Origin of the sequence: Tolypothrix tenuis PCC 7101 (assembly GCF_963874875.1) — a bacterium.
Lineage (GTDB): Bacteria > Cyanobacteriota > Cyanobacteriia > Cyanobacteriales > Nostocaceae > Aulosira > Aulosira tenue.
Map to the genome: position 1 here is coordinate 8,232,490 of NZ_CAWNJS010000001.1, position 16,135 is coordinate 8,248,624.

Below are 16,135 nucleotides of genomic sequence, written 5' to 3' on the forward strand. Positions count from 1 at the left end.
CTCCCAAGGGGAGACGCTACGCGAACAAGTCGGCACAGCCGCCCAACGCAGTGGCTCCTCAAGACTCAGAACTCAGCACTTAGTAGGTTTCTACGTGCCAGCGACCAGCTTTCTTGATTTCCTTCTGATAAGTACTCCAGGTTACGCCTTCTTTTGCAGCCGCCGCAGTTAACGCTGCATCAATACCATCTTCCATACCGCGTAAACCGCAGATGTAGGTGTGGGTTTTTTCATCTTTAATCAATTGCCACAGTTCATCTGCATGTTCTGCAACTCGGTCTTGGATGTACATTCTGCCACCTTGGGGATTCTTTTGTTCCCGGCTGATAGCATAGGTGAGACGGAAGTTATCTGGATACTTTTGCTGCATTTCTTCCAGTTCTTCCTTGTACAGGATGTTAGGAGTTGTGGGTACACCAAAGATTAACCAAGAAAATCCCTTGAACTGGTATTCAGGATTAGCGGCTCTTTCTGCATCTTTAAACTGTCGCCACAGGTAAGCACGCATGGGCGCAATACCAGTTCCAGTTGCCATCATGATGACTTTGGCATCGGGGTCACTGGGTAATAACATTTCCTTACCCACAGGCCCAGTAATTTTTACTTCTGCCCCTGGTTCTAAGAAACACAGGTGAGTTGAGCAAACACCGTAGACTGTTTCGCCACTTTCTGGGTGTTTATACTCTAACTGACGTACACACAGCGATACTGTTTTGTCATCGACATCATCTCCATGACGAGTTGAGGCGATGGAATACAGTCTTAGCTTTTCTGGCTTACCGTTTTTGTCTACTCCGGGTGGGATAATCCCAATACTTTGACCTTCGATGTATTTCAAATTGCTACCAGAAAGGTCAAATTTAAGATGCTGAACAATACCAATGCCACCTTCTTTGACTAAAGGCTCGTTAGATATACACTTGCCAATAAAAGGTGAATTGGGGCGGTAAGTGTTTACAGGAACATCAGCATGAGAGTCTTTTTTAGCTTTCGCTTGAGTCATGGTGTTGCCTTTTTGATCCTTATTCTGAAGCTGTGTTTCAGCTGGTGGTTTTGCATTCGCAGGTGTGGCTTGACCATTCCCCTCACTGTTAGCAACCCCTAATGAGGCTTTACCATTTAATTGTTGTAGAGCGCTTGCGGGTTGAATGCTCACAATTTTTCCGCCTAGGCGAGTGATACGTCGCATTTCTTGATTCATGCGGTTGTAAGGCACTCTGATGAACACACTGCCACTTGAACGAATTGGGTAGTTTGTGTTATCAGTCTCTTCGTTCTGATGCAGACCAACCACTTCGTAAACGAAGACGCGGCTACCTGATTCTGTGTTGGCAGCACCCTCAACAGCACCTTGGTTATACATTCCTTCTACCACTCCGATGTTTACTTAACCGTTTTTCAAAAAAAAACTTTTCCTATCACAAGCCAGCTTTAGTTTACCGGATTTTCGCTTCACTAAACTGGCGTTCTAGGAAAGACGGCATCATCAATGTAATGCCTTGCTAAGTACACTCACCAAAGACATCCAGGCAGCGCAAAAACACACCTGTTCACCTTCTAAGTTAAAGGATTAGTCTTGTGGAGAATGTTAATAATGAATCAATTTAATGTTTTCTTCCTGAACCAAAACACCCTAATAGGGAGATAGTGAGCTATTACCCAAAGGGCACGTCGCCATAGCAAACTCAGTATAAAGACAGTTTTGATAGGTAGAAGCCACCACTCATTTTGCCCTTAAAAGCCGCTACTACGCTTGCCTGTTTGCGGCAGATATCTCCAGTAACACCAATCGCGGAAGCTTTGTTCCTTGTAGTTGGATTTCCCGGATTGCACCTTTTTTCTTCCATTCGACAGAAAACTTTTGTGCAACTTGCGTAGAAAATCTCTTTAGTTGCATTGCTCACCCGATCAGGAATAATTTCCCAATTAGGTTAAGTTTATCTGTAAAATCGAATGATACACGAAGAAATGAGTTAAGCATCTATATTAAGTTTTACGTGATGCGATCCATCTGTCAACCTCTATCAATAGAGTTTCAGAGGCTCTGATTTGCATTTGATGATGTTCACAAAGCTACAACAATAATTTTTTGATGTAATTTAATTAACTCGTTCTTGAGATAGATATTAGCTATGAATATCTAGAGTCTTGCTCGCTCGCCAATAAAAATTACCACAGAGCAAAAATTTTGCGGCCGCAGAAAATTATACCTTATACACTTGAATAGTAAAGTTAAAAACTTCTAGCAGCCTTTGCTAGATAGCTTGATGGTGATGAATAGGTGGCTTTTAAAATTAGTTACTAAATCATCAACATGATTGATGAACCACTAGATTCTTCTTGACAGTAAACTTGTATAGAATAACCCCTTCTGTTAAAATCAAATATACCACTAGGATTAAATACTTACCAGCAACGAATTCATTTTAGACAGACGAGTAACAACTATGACTGTGTTGAATACCCGTCTGACTTCGTTATGGCGCTGTGGGTAGCAAGAACGCGGGATGAACCAATGGGGTAAACTCCTAGCTTCAAAATCTGCTGTGTGAAAAAATTTATTGAATTGACACATCTTTAGTATCTAGAGGAGATTTATGACAAGTAAGCCGGAACGCGTGGTACTAATTGGAGTAGCTGGAGACTCTGGTTGCGGTAAATCTACGTTTTTGCGTCGTTTGATAGATTTGTTTGGTGAAGAATTAATGACAGTTATCTGTTTGGATGACTATCATTCCCTAGATCGCAAACAGCGCAAAGAAACAGGAATCACCGCTCTTGATCCTAGGGCAAACAACTTTGATCTGATGTATGAGCAAATTAAAGCGCTCAAAAATGGTCAAGCAATTGATAAGCCGATTTATAACCACGAAACCGGCATGATCGATCCGCCAGAACGGATTGAGCCGAATCACATTGTAGTGGTGGAAGGGCTGCATCCTTTATACGACGAACGGGTGCGCGAGCTAATTGACTTCAGCGTTTATTTTGATATCAGCGACGAAGTCAAAATTGCTTGGAAAATTCAGCGCGATATGGCAGAAAGGGGCCATCGCTATGAAGATGTCTTAGCGCAAATCAATTCCCGTAAGCCTGACTTTGAAAAGTTCATTGAGCCACAAAGAGAATTTGCTGATGTGGTTCTGCAAGTATTACCAACTAACTTAATCAAAAACGACACAGAGCGCAAAGTTCTGCGAGTACGGATGCTTCAGCGCGAAGGTAAGGATGGTTTTGAGCCAACTTACCTGTTTGATGAAGGATCTACAATTCAATGGACTCCTTGCGGACGCAAGCTTACTTGTTCCTACCCCGGTATGCAACTGTACTACGGTTCAGATGTTTACTATGGTCGTTACGTCTCAGTATTAGAAGTAGACGGTCAATTCGACAATTTAGAAGAAGTTATTTACATCGAAACCCATTTGAGTAACACATCCACCAAATACCAAGGTGAGATGACTCACTTGTTACTCCAGCACCGTGAGTATCCAGGTTCCAACAATGGAACTGGTTTATTCCAAGTGCTAACAGGCTTGAAAATGCGTGACGAGTATGAGCGTTTAACAGCAAAGGAAGCCAAATTAGCAGTTCAAGTTTAAAACAGCAGTGTTTGTGTCAAAGCTTTGGGGGATGCTGAAGGGTATCCCCCTTTTTTTGTGTTGCTCAAAACATTTTAGCCACAAGAAATTATATTTTTTCTTCGCCCAACATTTAATACCAGTATAGTTTTTTATAACTTCAGAAGACACTAACTATTTCATGTGTAAATATTGTTATGATTTCAGAAATTAGAGTAACTGAACTGAATCACTTGATTTAGTCAGCGAAGCACTCTTAAAAGGAGGAATGCCTTTGTCTCGTCGATATTTATTTACCTCCGAGTCAGTTACTGAAGGACATCCAGATAAAATCTGCGATCAGATTTCTGATACGATTCTGGATGCTTTACTGACACAAGACCCCACTAGTCGTGTGGCGGCTGAGGTAGTTGTTAATACTGGCTTAGTGCTGATTACTGGAGAAATCACCACTCAAGCCAATGTCAATTATGTCAATCTGGCTCGCCAAAAAATTGCGGAAATTGGTTATACCAATGCCGATAATGGCTTTTCGGCAAATAGTACCAGTGTATTGGTAGCATTAGACGAGCAATCACCTGACATTGCCCAAGGTGTGAACACTGCTCACGAAACCCGCGAACAGGATAGTGAAGAACTATTCGACAGCATCGGTGCAGGCGACCAAGGGATTATGTTTGGTTTTGCTTGTAACGAAACACCAGAACTGGTGCCTTTACCTATTTGTCTTGCTCATCGTATTGCTCGCCGCCTAGCAGCAGTTCGCAAAACAGGTGATTTATCTTACCTACGTCCCGACGGTAAAACCCAAGTTACTGTAATTTATGAAGATGGGCGACCAGTAGGTATAGATACTATCCTGATTTCTACCCAACATACAGCTTCTATTGGGGAAATCACTGATGAAGAGGCAGTCCAAGCCAAGATTAAACAAGACCTCTGGACAGCGGTAGTGGAACCTGTGTTTGGTGACATTGACATCAAGCCAGACGAACAAACCAGATTTTTAGTCAACCCCACAGGCAAATTTGTCATTGGTGGCCCGCAAGGCGACTCTGGTTTGACAGGACGGAAAATCATCGTTGATACCTACGGTGGTTATTCCCGACATGGCGGCGGTGCTTTCTCTGGTAAAGACCCCACCAAAGTAGACCGTTCCGCAGCTTATGCAGCTCGCTATGTAGCGAAAAACATTGTTGCTGCTGAGTTAGCAGAAAAATGTGAAGTACAGCTCAGTTATGCCATTGGCGTAGCGCGTCCTGTGAGCATTTTTCTAGACACCTTTGGGACTGGCAAAGTCGATGACAATATCTTGTTGGAATTAGTCAAAAAGCATTTTGAACTACGTCCTGCAGGAATTATCCACGCTTTCAATTTACGTAACCTACCAAATGAAAGAGGCGGACGTTTTTATCAGGACGTCGCGGCTTACGGTCATTTTGGGCGGAATGATTTAGACCTACCTTGGGAACGTACCGACAAGGCCGACTTGTTAAAGCAAGCAGTTAACGAGTCACTGACAGCCGCGATCGCCCAAGCACTGAAGTAAACTGGTGTAATATTCCAGAAAATTACTGAATAGAGGGGTATGAGTAAATTTTATGGGTTTACTCATACCCCTTTGTTGTTTGGGGGATTGGGGACTGGGGAGTGGGGACTGGGGAGGTGAGGAGGATGAGGAAGACAAGGGGACATAACAAACACCAATTACCATTACCCATTACCCATTCCCCCATCTTGGAGAATCCATAAAATTGATGATAAGATTGGAAAACAGTTGGCCTGCGAAAAAAAGCAGTGGTTTTGATACTTTTTGGTGTAGGAAGCTGGTTTAAAATGCTTTATCCATGTTGATGGAAGCTAATTGAAAGCACAAGCAGGGTAAATTAGTTGCTGATATGCCAAGATAGCTGTAATCAACTCTTGTCGAAGTCAATCAATAGCAAAAATACGCTTAGAGGAGTGCATTTTCTTGAGGGAAACGCTTTTGCTAGTAAAAGCGATTTTTGATGACGTTAGTGTTGATATCTATAAGTCATAGAAAAATAACTTAAATATAATAAAGGTCATGCCGATTATCTAATGAGCTATAATTTGCTCTTGTCATAAAAAAAGATAATTAAAGTGTTAATCACTAGTCAAATTGCTAGAAAAAATAGAGCTAATGTGATGATTTTTACAGGAGGGTAAGGAGATTTGAGTGATGCAAACTCAAAAGCCAGCCCCTGTTGAGAGCAGTAAAGAAAGCAAAACAGTGCCAGGTGAAGAGCCATATACAGACGAACTCCCAACTATTGAATTTCCCTCCAGAGGGAAACTCAAGGCTAGTTCCTGGCGCATACATCAAAAAATTGGCTACGGATATTTTGTAGCGATTGGAATTGGCTTTTTTGGCTCACTCACAGGTTTAGTAATCGCTAATCATTATCGGGGAAGGGAAATTAGGCAACTTAACCAAGCTCATGAGCAAGGACAACTACTGACCAATTATAAAGATGCAGTCATCGGCGCACAATTATATAGTTCTAACTTAGTTGCAGTTTTGGAAGATAGCCACAGGCTGCAAACGAAAAAAGCTGAATTTCTCAGAAGTGTGGAGAAAGCCAAGCACTTAGAGCCACAAATTACTGGTTTTATTGAGAAAAAGCCGAAAACATTAGCAGCAACAAGTTCTACTTTAGAGACTTTATTGCAGAATTACGCCATTAATTTAGAGTCTTATGTTAATCAGATAGAGCCTGTATTGAGGGAAATTGACAGGAAAAACGTGCAGAAGCAGGAACTGGACTCAGTCCGGGAGCGATTGCTAGCAATTATGCGCGGTGACACTGCAATGCAGCTAGAACAGCTGTCGCAAACACTGACTAACATTTTAGAAAATGCTGAAGTCAAAGAAGATGAAAGGACACTAGCTGTAGAACAAGCGAAAGGAGTTGAGAGACTGATCGTGATTGTGAGTATGCTGGTTTCAGTGGCGATCGCAGCTATTGTAGCTTGGCGGACTAGCCGTGCGATCGCAGAACCAGTCATCACCGTCACTCAAGTTGCTGAACAGGTGGCGAGAAAATCGAATTTCGATTTACGAGCGCCAGTCACTACAGAAGATGAAATTGGCTTATTAGCTAAATCTTTGAATCGTCTAATTGAACGGGTATCTGAGCGGACGAAAGAACTGCAACAAGCCAAAGAATTAGCTGAAGCGGCTAGTAAGGCAAAAAGCATTTTTCTGGCTAATGTGAGTCATGAATTGCGTACACCATTAAATGCGGTAATTGGCTTAAGTCAACTCCTACAAGATGATGCAACAGATTTAAGTTTATCGGGAGATTTTATTACCGACCTAGAAACAATTAATGCTGCTGGCAGACATTTATTAGAACTAATAAATGACATCCTCGATTTATCTAAAATTGAAGCAGGGAAAATGACTCTTTACCCAGAGACATTTGAAATTGCCACACTCATTAATAATGTCGTGCTTACAGTTAGACCTGCTGTTGAGAAAAACGGCAATATTCTAGAAATAGATTATGACGAAAAACTGGGTACCATGTATGCCGATCAAACCAGGATGCGGCAAGTATTGTTAAATTTGTTGAGTAATGCTGCCAAATTTACCACCAATGGTAAGGTCACATTAACAGTTAAAAGTGAAAAGGATGACTTTGTCCCCGAAGCTCCTTTTGGTTTCATTACTTTTACTGTAAGCGACACAGGAATTGGGATGTCTCAAACTCAACAAAAGCAGTTATTTCAACCCTTTATTCAAGGTGATACATCAACTACGAAAAAGTATGGTGGTACTGGTTTAGGGTTAGCAATTAGCCGCCATTTTTGCCAAATGATGGGCGGAGAAATTACTGTTAAAAGTCAGTTAGGGATGGGTTCTACTTTTACTGTACGCTTACCTTTAACTGTGCAAGACTAAGTTAGATTGAGATGGGTAAATGCATAGTGGCTTATCGTAGAAATCGCCTCATTCATCATTAGATTCCGAAAACAGCGATTTCAAATTGCGATATCCGCTTACTACACGCACGATTTCTATTCCGTCAATAATCACGCGGTAAAGAATAATCTAACTATCAAGGAGAATGCCTCGTAATGATGGTTCTATATCAGCATAACTGCGTCCCATATTGGGATATTTGGCTAAATTTTTGCACTTTTCTGCAAAAGAATTGACAAAGCGATCGCCTGCATCTAAATTATGACTAGCAAAATAATCAGCAATCTCATCTAAATCTTGAATAGCTGCTGGAGAAATTATATAGTTACTCATGCTTGGCGATCGCGAGCTTGACGAAGTTTCTCTTGCAATCTATCAATCACAATTTCTCCGTCTACTCCTTCTCCTTGCTCAAGCTGTGCTATGCCAATTGCGACTTTTTCACGGGTTTCTTCTACCCATTTTTCATAATGCTTGTCTCTTGCTTCTAGCAGTTGTAACGCTTCTACAATTACTTCATATGCAGTTGCATATTTACCAGTTTCCAACTTACCTTGAATAAATTTTTCTTCTTCTGGTTTTAGGTTGATATTCATAAGTGGAAATTTTACTTTTTCTGTTATTATAGCTATCTCTCTACTTTCCTGTGACACCATAAATGTAAACTGGATTCTGGCAGTTGAACCCCAGTATTAAAATTTCCCACAGCTTTAGAGCCAGTTACGAGCAGTTTCAAGCACTTGCAAGTGTAAATCGTGGCTTAAGGCGGGAAATAATAGCAGAGTAAGATTTTTGTACGGAAATTCAGCAAAGTCAAATTGAGATATTTGAATAGCCTAGAATAATAGGCGTTGAGTACGATACTCTCAAAATAAGCAATTCTCTGCCCAGTCATCCATGACCACAACTATTGACTTTCTCAGCCATCTTAACCCCAGCCAACGTCAAGCCGTAGAACATTACTGCGGCCCGCTGCTAGTTGTGGCTGGTGCAGGTTCCGGTAAAACACGCGCGTTGACTTATCGGATTGCTAACCTGATTCTTAAACATCGTGTAGCGCCCGAAAATATTTTAGCGGTGACTTTCACAAATAAAGCCGCTAGGGAGATGAAAGAACGGATTCAAAAGCTGTTTGCGGAAGAAGAAGCAATCAAACAACACGGAACTAGGTTTGATTTGTTGACGGAATATCAACAGACGCAACTGCGATCGCAAGTTTACCGCGAAACTATCAAAGATTTATGGTGCGGTACTTTTCACAGTCTGTTTTCTCGCATCCTCCGATTTGATATTGAGAAGTACCAAGACGAAAAAGGTCGGCGGTGGAATAAAAATTTCTCAATTTTTGATGAATCTGACGCTCAAAGCTTGATTAAGGATATTGTTACAAAACAGCTAAATTTAGACGATAAGAAATTTGACCATCGTTCGGTGCGTTATGCAATTAGTAACGCTAAAAACCAAGGTTTATCACCACAACAATTTGAACAGGAGCAACCAAATTATCGCGGAAGGGTAATTGCTCAAGTTTATAATTCCTATCAAGATAGGTTGGCACAAAATAACGCCCTTGATTTTGATGATTTAATTCTCATTCCTACTCGACTGTTTCAGCAAAACGAACAGGTATTAGGTTATTGGCATCGCAAATTTTGCCATATTTTAGTTGATGAATATCAAGATACTAACCGCACTCAGTATGACCTAATACGCTTGTTGGTCACTAATGGCGAAGATAGAAAGACTGAATGGAATTGGCAAAATCGTTCGGTGTTTGTTGTCGGTGATGCTGACCAGTCAATTTACTCTTTTAGAATGGCTGACTTCACAATCTTGCTAGAGTTTCAGAATGATTTTGGTGATGGTTTACCAGATGCAGACACCAGAACAATGGTGAAGTTAGAAGAAAACTATCGCTCTTGTGAAAATATTCTGCAAGCGGCTAATGAACTGATTGAAAATAATACTCAACGGATTGATAAAGTTCTGAAACCGACGCGGGGCGCAGGTGAGCAAATTTATTGTCACAAAGCGGATAATGAATTAGATGAAGCCGCGTTTATCATCGATCAAATTCGCTCTTTAGAATATCAAAATCCCGAAATAAACTGGGGCAGTTTTGCCATACTTTATCGGACAAACGCCCAATCACGCCCCTTTGAAGAACTGCTGGTGAAATATCAAATTCCTTACACAGTTGTGGGGGGAATGAGATTTTACGATCGCAAAGAAATCAAAGATGTGATTGCTTACTTAAGAGCGATCACCAATCCTGCGGATACTGTGAGTTTGTTACGAGTTATTAATACTCCCCGACGTGGTATTGGCAAAACAACTATTGATGCTTTGATTAACGCTTCCCAGCAATTAGGGACAACTCTCTGGGAAATACTGTCAGACGATACTTCAGTTAATACCTTAGCGGGACGAGGTGCGAAATCGGTTAAAGCCTTTGCCGAAATGATTAGCCGTTGGCAAGGCGAAATCGGTACCATGCCAGCCGCAGAAATTGTGCAAGGTATATTAGAAGACTCTGGTTATGTGCAAGACTTGCTCAGTCAAGGTACAGACGAATCCCAAGATAGAATCCAAAACGTCCAAGAACTTTACAACGCTGTACTGCAATTCCAAGAAGAAAATGAAGATGCTACCCTACAAGGATTTTTGCAAAGTACTGCCCTGAGTTCCGATTTAGATAATTTAAAAGAAGGAAAAACAGCAGTTTCTTTGATGACTTTGCACGCTTCTAAAGGGTTGGAATTTCCTGTAGTCTTTTTGGTGGGATTAGAGCAGGGACTATTCCCCGGCTACCGTTCCCTCAGCGATCCTGCATCTTTAGAAGAAGAACGCCGCCTGTGTTATGTGGGAATTACCCGCGCCCAAGAGAGGTTATATTTATCACACGCTCGTGAACGCAGGCTTTACGGTTCGCGTGAACCTGCAGTGCGATCGCAATTTTTAGACGAATTACCAGAAGAATTATTAGCTAATGGTCGCAGAGGTCGTCAAACCTATACTAAACCTGCTACCACTACCAATGGTAATGGTAAGCAGAATTGGCAAGTAGGCGATCGCGTTTTACATAAATCTTTTGGGGTAGGTGAAATCACTCATGTATTTGGGGATGGACAGAAGCTTTCTGTAGCAATTAAATTTGCGAATTTGGGACAAAAAATTATTGATCCCAGAGTAGCGCAGTTACAAAAAGTAGATTATTGATCCTCTCTGGACTAAAACCTACAGAGATTCTTGGTTTCGCAAATCTAATTAAGATTTATTTGATGAATAGTCTCTAAAGTAATGTGACGAATGAGTCCAAGACAGTGCACAGATATGCTTATAGCGGGCATATCTGGCGTAAGTTCATCCCAAATCAAATAATGTTTGCGACACATCAATATGTTCTAGAGGGCAAGGCAGTACCATGCCCCTACAACCTGTCGCATTTTTTTCAAATTGGTATTATGTTTTGAATTACTAATTAGTTAAATAGTAATAATTTTAACTTTAATATAAGTAAAACTGATTACTTATATTAGTTTTACAAAACTATTAGTACTTGATGAACTTTTGTAAATGAGTGTAAAGTAAGTTTACAGGCAAAACAAACCTTGTCTGATTCATAAATCACTAATCGCATTCATAAAACAATGACAGCAACCTTACAACAGCGCTCTAGCGCTAACGTATGGGATCGCTTCTGCGAATGGATTACCAGCACCAATAACCGTTTATACATCGGTTGGTTCGGTGTCCTCATGATCCCAACCCTACTAGCTGCAACCGCTTGCTTCGTAATCGCATTCATCGCAGCACCTCCAGTAGACATCGATGGTATCCGTGAACCCGTTGCAGGTTCCTTAATCTACGGAAACAACATCGTCTCTGGTGCAGTTGTTCCTTCTTCTAACGCTATCGGTTTACACTTCTACCCAATTTGGGAAGCAGCTTCCTTAGATGAGTGGTTGTACAACGGTGGCCCTTACCAATTGGTAATATTCCACTTCTTACTAGGAGTATTCTGCTACCTAGGTCGTGAGTGGGAATTGTCTTACCGCTTGGGAATGCGTCCTTGGATCTGCCTAGCATTCTCTGCACCAGTAGCAGCAGCAACAGCAGTATTCTTGATCTACCCCATTGGTCAAGGTTCCTTCTCAGATGGTATGCCCTTGGGTATCTCCGGTACCTTCAACTTCATGATCGTGTTCCAAGCAGAACACAACATCCTCATGCACCCCTTCCACATGTTAGGTGTGGCTGGTGTATTCGGTGGTAGCTTGTTCTCTGCAATGCACGGTTCTCTAGTAACAAGCTCCTTGGTTCGTGAAACCACCGAGAACGAATCTCAAAACTACGGTTACAAGTTCGGTCAAGAGGAAGAAACCTACAACATCGTAGCTGCACACGGTTACTTTGGTCGTCTAATCTTCCAATACGCTTCTTTCAACAACAGCCGTTCTTTACACTTCTTCTTGGCTGCATGGCCAGTAGTCGGTATCTGGTTCACCGCGTTGGGCGTAAGCACAATGGCGTTCAACTTGAACGGTTTCAACTTCAACCAATCAGTGATTGACTCTCAAGGTCGTGTAGTTAACACCTGGGCTGATATCATCAACCGCGCTAACTTGGGTATGGAAGTAATGCACGAGCGTAACGCTCACAACTTCCCCTTAGACTTGGCTGCTGGCGAGCAAGCACCTGTTGCTTTAACTGCTCCTGCTATCAACGGCTAATTTCTGAGACAAAAGTAATAGCTTCTCTGTGAATTAAAAGCGCCCTCCCAATTGGGAGGGTGCTTTTTTTGTGTATTTATGTTGCGATCGCAAAACTCATACCATTTTGGATTTTAGATTTGATACCAATTCAAATAATGTTTGCGACAGATAAATTTTTTGTAAGGGCACGGCATCCTCAATCTTTTGGCATATTAAATATCTTACTGGTGTCGTGCCCCTACCTATCTGTCGCGTTCTTTTTTCAAAATGTTATCAAATGATAAATTGCCAGCGTTATAGACCAAAAAACCCCTGGTAAGCAGGGGAGAAATCAACTCTAGGAGGTCTTTACTTATTTACCCATCAGCCCATGTTGGCAAGTTTATGCAAAATTGGAAAAAATTTTGGGGATTGGGGATTGGGTAATTTCTTCTTGTCACCTTTCCCCTTATCCCCCTACCTACACAGTGATGGTATATTTATTTTTTGTTGCAAGTCCCTAAGCCTGTTTTTTGGCGACGATGGTTCGATGGCGAGGATCGCTGGCTACGGTAATTGGTTGAGCAAAGCCGACTGACTGCAATGTGGCTTCAATATTAAAGGTGTAGTAGTCATCGCTCCAGGGTTCGGTGCTTTTCATTAATGTAAATAGCACTGGTGGCAGGTTTTGGATGACGCTGGATTTTGGGTTATTATCTACCAGTGCGATCGCACCACCAGGTCGCAGTAGTCGCAAAGCTTCTGCGAAAATTGCTTTACTAGCATACCCAGGAAGTTCATGAGTCACAAACTGGAGTGTGACTAAGTCAAAAGAGTTATCTGGTAGCCCTGTATTTTCAGCTTGGGCGTGTATCCACTCGGATATCTCATGATTGACATCGCGTTTGCGGGCGACGGTGAGCATATAAGGTGATAAATCCAGCCCCACTGTCCGCACTGGATGACTCTGCTTTTGTTGGTAGTAGTGGTGTAAGGCTTGAGTGGAAATACCCACTGAACAACCTATATCGAGAATATCTCGTACTTCTTGCGGCCCATATTTGGCGAGAACTTCGTGAAAACTACTTCTAAGCCTTGTATGAGCTACTTCCCATGTTAAGTTTTCTTTCGGCCAAACCCGTAACGCCATTGCATAAGTAGCTGGTTCTGTTTCAAAAGCAGCATCCCAGCAAAGGTTACCTTCAGTGTAGGCGTGGAAAGGTACTTGATAGTAGTCAGGATAAACAACATTGGGGTTAGTCACCTCCGCCATTTGCTGTGTTACTCCCGATGATTTGAGCGCCTCGTAGTTTTTGCGCCAGGGAACACCATTTTTCTCAGCAGTTTTGATGAGTACTTTCCTGGCTTGCTGCTTCATCAATTTATAGATGGGTTTTGTTTGGATCAAGAGATTGACAAACTTGGAGAGTGTATCTTCTCCCGCCCAGTCTGGTTTTAGCTTGTTGTTCATCGGCTTGCAAAAATAGAGGCAAGATAACTAAGTAGACAGGTGGAAACCAAGATAATTATCAGGTTTATCAGTTGCCTATGGTCATTAAATAAAACTGAGCAGCCTGAAAACTGCGATCGCCTGAGTTTATATTGGTTTATCGCTATATGCTTATGTATTTTATTTTTTGGGAGTACCAAATTTCGTGAATATTAGTAACGCACAAAAAGCTTTGGCTGATATCTAAAAATTGCTGTACAAATTATGTCTTTGACTTATATCAAAAAATATTAAGAATCAGAATCAGAGAATAAAGCTGATAAATTTCGATAACCACTGATAACACGAAAAATCTCAACATCTTCTCCTATAGGCATGTATAGAATTAGCTAGTTATCTATTGGGAAGCTACGGAGACCGGGTAAAATCTCATCACGCTTTCGTCCCAAGTTGGGAAACTGAGCAATTTTAGTAAATTTCGCATCGAGCTGACTTAAGAAAAGCTCAGATTGAACCAAACCAGATTCTCTAGCAATGTAATCTGCAATCTGTTCGATATCTTGAATTGCTGGTTGAGTTAGGCGAAATTTTTGGCTCATACTTCGTCGGAAACACCGTAACGCGATTCCTTCGGAAAGCTTTGCTAACGCAAATTGGCACGAATTTGAGCCATTGCAGTTGAGCCTTCAACAACTTCACCCCGTTGAGATGCTTCTAAACCAATCTGTGCTGCTTGTTGCAGTTCTTGTAGTCGTCCTTGATAGATATCTTCTTGTTGTTCTAGCAGTTTGATCCCTGCAAGAATCACTTCGATGGCGTTTTGATACTTCCCGCTAGTAATTTGGCGTTGTACCAAGGCTTCTACTTCAGGTGGCAAAAAAATTTGCATGGATTTTTTAGGAGTAGGAGTAATTTTAATTTTAAGCGATCGCTCCGCCAACGCCTGCGGCAAAAGCACTTCTTTCCTAAAACCAAACCAGCTTTGTGAACTTTCATAACAAGGAGCGATGAGAATTTAGCGCAAAATAGAGATGTAATTTGTTCTCAATCTCACCTTGACTGAAGCCAATCCAGTGCGTAATTTGCAAGAAACTCATTTAAACCGTGCGCGTGCTAGTCTCCGACAAGCGTTGTCTTGGTATGGATATCTTCGCAAGTCAGGACAGCTTGCATCTAATCCAGAATTGGCGGGTTTGGTAAAGCCAGAATTGGAGGCTTTGAGTATCACACTCAACAAACTAGACTCGAATGTAATTAAAATTGCGGCTTTTGGTTTGGTGAGTCGGGGTAAGTCGGCGGTGTTGAATGCTTTATTAGGGGAGAAGGTTCTGCAAACTGGCCCTTTAAATGGCGTGACGCAATGGCCCCGTTCTGTACGCTGGCAACCTGGAGGTAAAGTACAGGTAGAATTAATTGATACACCGGGATTAGATGAAATTGAAGGCGAATCACGGGCGCAAATGGCCAGAGAAGTAGCGCGCCAAGCCGATTTAATTTTATTTGTGGTCTCTGGTGATATTACGCGCACAGAGTATGAAGCGCTACTAGATTTACGCCAAGCCCAAAAACCCCTAATTTTAGTATTTAACAAAATCGACCTGTACCCAGATACAGATAGAGCCAAGATTTACGAGAATTTGCAGCAGTTAGGTGCAGGACATCCCGAAGCAGAACCTTTGTTACCCGATGAGATTGTTATGGTAGCGGCGGAACCTGCACCAATGGAAGTGCGGGTTGAGTGGCCTGATGGGAATGTGACTTATGAATGGGAGACACCACCCACCCAAGTAGACGAACTCAAACAGACAATATTAAATATTCTCAACCGTGAAGGGCGATCGCTGTTAGCGTTAAATGCACTTATCCAAGCAAGGGAAGCAGAAGCCGCGATCGCTCAGAAAACTATCGACTTACGCCAACAAGAAGCCGAAGAAATTATTTGGCAATTTACCAAATATAAAGCCTTGGTAGTCGGACTCAACCCCATCGCCGTGTTAGATATTTTAGGCGGTGCTATTGCCGATTTACTATTAATTCGTTCCCTAGCGCGGTTGTATGGCTTACCCATCACCAGCTATGAAGCCGGGAAAATCCTCAAAACGATTTTATTAAGTTCCGGTGGCTTATTGCTCAGTGAATTAGGCAGTAGCTTTTTATTCGGTTTAGGCAAAAGTACCGCAGCCATAGCTAGCGGTGACAATCCTATCAATATTACCGCCTCCGCTGGCAGTGCGATCGCCCAAGCCGGAATCGCCGGTTATGGAGCCTATGCTGTTGGAAAAGCCGCACAAGTATACCTAGAAAACGGTTGCACCTGGGGACAATTAGGCGCTAACACCGTCATTCAAGAAATTCTCTCCCAAGTCGAGCCGAACACGATTGTCTATCGGTTACGCCAGGAGTTAGGGGGATTGGGGACTGGGGATTAGGGATTGGGGACTGGGGATTGGGGACTGGGGAT

At 42.1% G+C, this 16,135-nt stretch carries 12 protein-coding genes; 6 read left to right on the forward strand and 6 right to left on the reverse strand.

What is annotated here, in order from left to right; translation table 11 throughout:
• Window positions 1-79: 79 nt before the first annotated feature.
• A complete protein-coding gene (gene petH / locus AACU25_RS32405) occupies window positions 80-1,363 on the reverse strand; it encodes a ferredoxin--NADP reductase (protein ID WP_096582748.1) in 1,284 nt (427 codons plus the stop codon).
• A gap of 1,234 nt (window positions 1,364-2,597) precedes the next feature.
• Between petH and AACU25_RS32410 the strand changes: the two genes are divergently transcribed.
• The 3 genes from AACU25_RS32410 to AACU25_RS32420 all read left to right on the forward strand — a co-directional run bounded on the left by AACU25_RS32410 (window position 2,598) and on the right by AACU25_RS32420 (window position 7,509).
• Entirely contained in the window at window positions 2,598-3,602 is a 1,005-nt protein-coding gene (locus tag AACU25_RS32410; RefSeq protein ID WP_045869986.1) for a phosphoribulokinase, read from the forward strand.
• A 253-nt stretch (window positions 3,603-3,855) separates the two neighbouring features.
• Window positions 3,856-5,130 carry a methionine adenosyltransferase gene (gene metK, locus AACU25_RS32415; RefSeq protein ID WP_096584350.1) on the forward strand — a complete coding sequence of 425 codons (1,275 nt, stop codon included), beginning with the start codon at window positions 3,856-3,858 and terminating at the stop codon, window positions 5,128-5,130.
• Between the two features lie 654 nt (window positions 5,131-5,784).
• The gene (locus AACU25_RS32420; protein ID WP_096582750.1) at window positions 5,785-7,509 is read left to right on the forward strand and encodes a sensor histidine kinase; all 1,725 of its coding nucleotides are present in this window, start codon (window positions 5,785-5,787) and stop codon (window positions 7,507-7,509) included.
• Window positions 7,510-7,659: 150 nt separating this feature from the next.
• Here AACU25_RS32420 and AACU25_RS32425 read toward each other — a convergent pair whose 3' ends face one another.
• The gene (locus AACU25_RS32425; RefSeq protein WP_321206827.1) at window positions 7,660-7,863 is read right to left on the reverse strand and encodes a type II toxin-antitoxin system RelE/ParE family toxin; all 204 of its coding nucleotides are present in this window, start codon (window positions 7,861-7,863) and stop codon (window positions 7,660-7,662) included.
• Window positions 7,860-8,126 carry a ribbon-helix-helix domain-containing protein gene (locus AACU25_RS32430; RefSeq protein WP_096582752.1) on the reverse strand — a complete coding sequence of 89 codons (267 nt, stop codon included), beginning with the start codon at window positions 8,124-8,126 and terminating at the stop codon, window positions 7,860-7,862. The genes AACU25_RS32425 and AACU25_RS32430 overlap by 4 nt, the downstream gene beginning before the upstream one ends.
• Before the next feature lie 301 nt (window positions 8,127-8,427).
• Between AACU25_RS32430 and pcrA the strand changes: the two genes are divergently transcribed.
• Complete coding sequence (pcrA, locus tag AACU25_RS32435; protein WP_096582754.1) at window positions 8,428-10,749, forward strand: DNA helicase PcrA; 2,322 nt, start codon at window positions 8,428-8,430, stop codon at window positions 10,747-10,749.
• A gap of 431 nt (window positions 10,750-11,180) precedes the next feature.
• Window positions 11,181-12,263 (forward strand): photosystem II q(b) protein, encoded by a 1,083-nt coding sequence (gene psbA, locus AACU25_RS32440; protein ID WP_096580461.1) that lies wholly within the window; start codon window positions 11,181-11,183, stop codon window positions 12,261-12,263.
• A 481-nt stretch (window positions 12,264-12,744) separates the two neighbouring features.
• On the opposite strand, the gene AACU25_RS32445 is transcribed toward psbA, so the two are convergent.
• The 3 genes from AACU25_RS32445 to AACU25_RS32455 all read right to left on the reverse strand — a co-directional run bounded on the left by AACU25_RS32445 (window position 12,745) and on the right by AACU25_RS32455 (window position 14,626).
• Window positions 12,745-13,695, reverse strand: coding sequence for a class I SAM-dependent methyltransferase (locus AACU25_RS32445; protein WP_096582756.1), 951 nt, complete (start codon window positions 13,693-13,695; stop codon window positions 12,745-12,747).
• 368 nt (window positions 13,696-14,063) lie between these two features.
• On the reverse strand, window positions 14,064-14,273 hold the full coding sequence (locus AACU25_RS32450) for a type II toxin-antitoxin system RelE/ParE family toxin (protein ID WP_321206916.1): 210 nt from the start codon (window positions 14,271-14,273) through the stop codon (window positions 14,064-14,066).
• A 44-nt stretch (window positions 14,274-14,317) separates the two neighbouring features.
• The gene (locus tag AACU25_RS32455) at window positions 14,318-14,626 is read right to left on the reverse strand and encodes a ribbon-helix-helix domain-containing protein (protein WP_321206917.1); all 309 of its coding nucleotides are present in this window, start codon (window positions 14,624-14,626) and stop codon (window positions 14,318-14,320) included.
• A gap of 121 nt (window positions 14,627-14,747) precedes the next feature.
• Here AACU25_RS32455 and AACU25_RS32460 point away from each other — a divergent pair, with 121 nt between their 5' ends.
• Window positions 14,748-16,103 (forward strand): GTP-binding protein, encoded by a 1,356-nt coding sequence (locus AACU25_RS32460; RefSeq protein WP_190446119.1) that lies wholly within the window; start codon window positions 14,748-14,750, stop codon window positions 16,101-16,103.
• The last annotated feature ends 32 nt before the right edge of the window (window positions 16,104-16,135 follow it).

Bases quoted from the DNA above. Each gene is read 5' to 3' on its own strand.
- petH (WP_096582748.1), bottom strand. From the start codon at position 1,363: ATGTATAACCAAGGTGCTGTTGAGGGTGCTGCCAACACAGAATCAGGT.
- AACU25_RS32410 (WP_045869986.1), top strand. From the start codon at position 2,598: ATGACAAGTAAGCCGGAACGCGTGGTACTAATTGGAGTAGCTGGAGAC.
- AACU25_RS32420 (WP_096582750.1), top strand. From the start codon at position 5,785: ATGCAAACTCAAAAGCCAGCCCCTGTTGAGAGCAGTAAAGAAAGCAAA.
- AACU25_RS32425 (WP_321206827.1), bottom strand. From the start codon at position 7,863: ATGAGTAACTATATAATTTCTCCAGCAGCTATTCAAGATTTAGATGAG.
- AACU25_RS32430 (WP_096582752.1), bottom strand. From the start codon at position 8,126: ATGAATATCAACCTAAAACCAGAAGAAGAAAAATTTATTCAAGGTAAG.
- pcrA (WP_096582754.1), top strand. From the start codon at position 8,428: ATGACCACAACTATTGACTTTCTCAGCCATCTTAACCCCAGCCAACGT.
- psbA (WP_096580461.1), top strand. From the start codon at position 11,181: ATGACAGCAACCTTACAACAGCGCTCTAGCGCTAACGTATGGGATCGC.
- AACU25_RS32445 (WP_096582756.1), bottom strand. From the start codon at position 13,695: ATGAACAACAAGCTAAAACCAGACTGGGCGGGAGAAGATACACTCTCC.
- AACU25_RS32450 (WP_321206916.1), bottom strand. From the start codon at position 14,273: ATGAGCCAAAAATTTCGCCTAACTCAACCAGCAATTCAAGATATCGAA.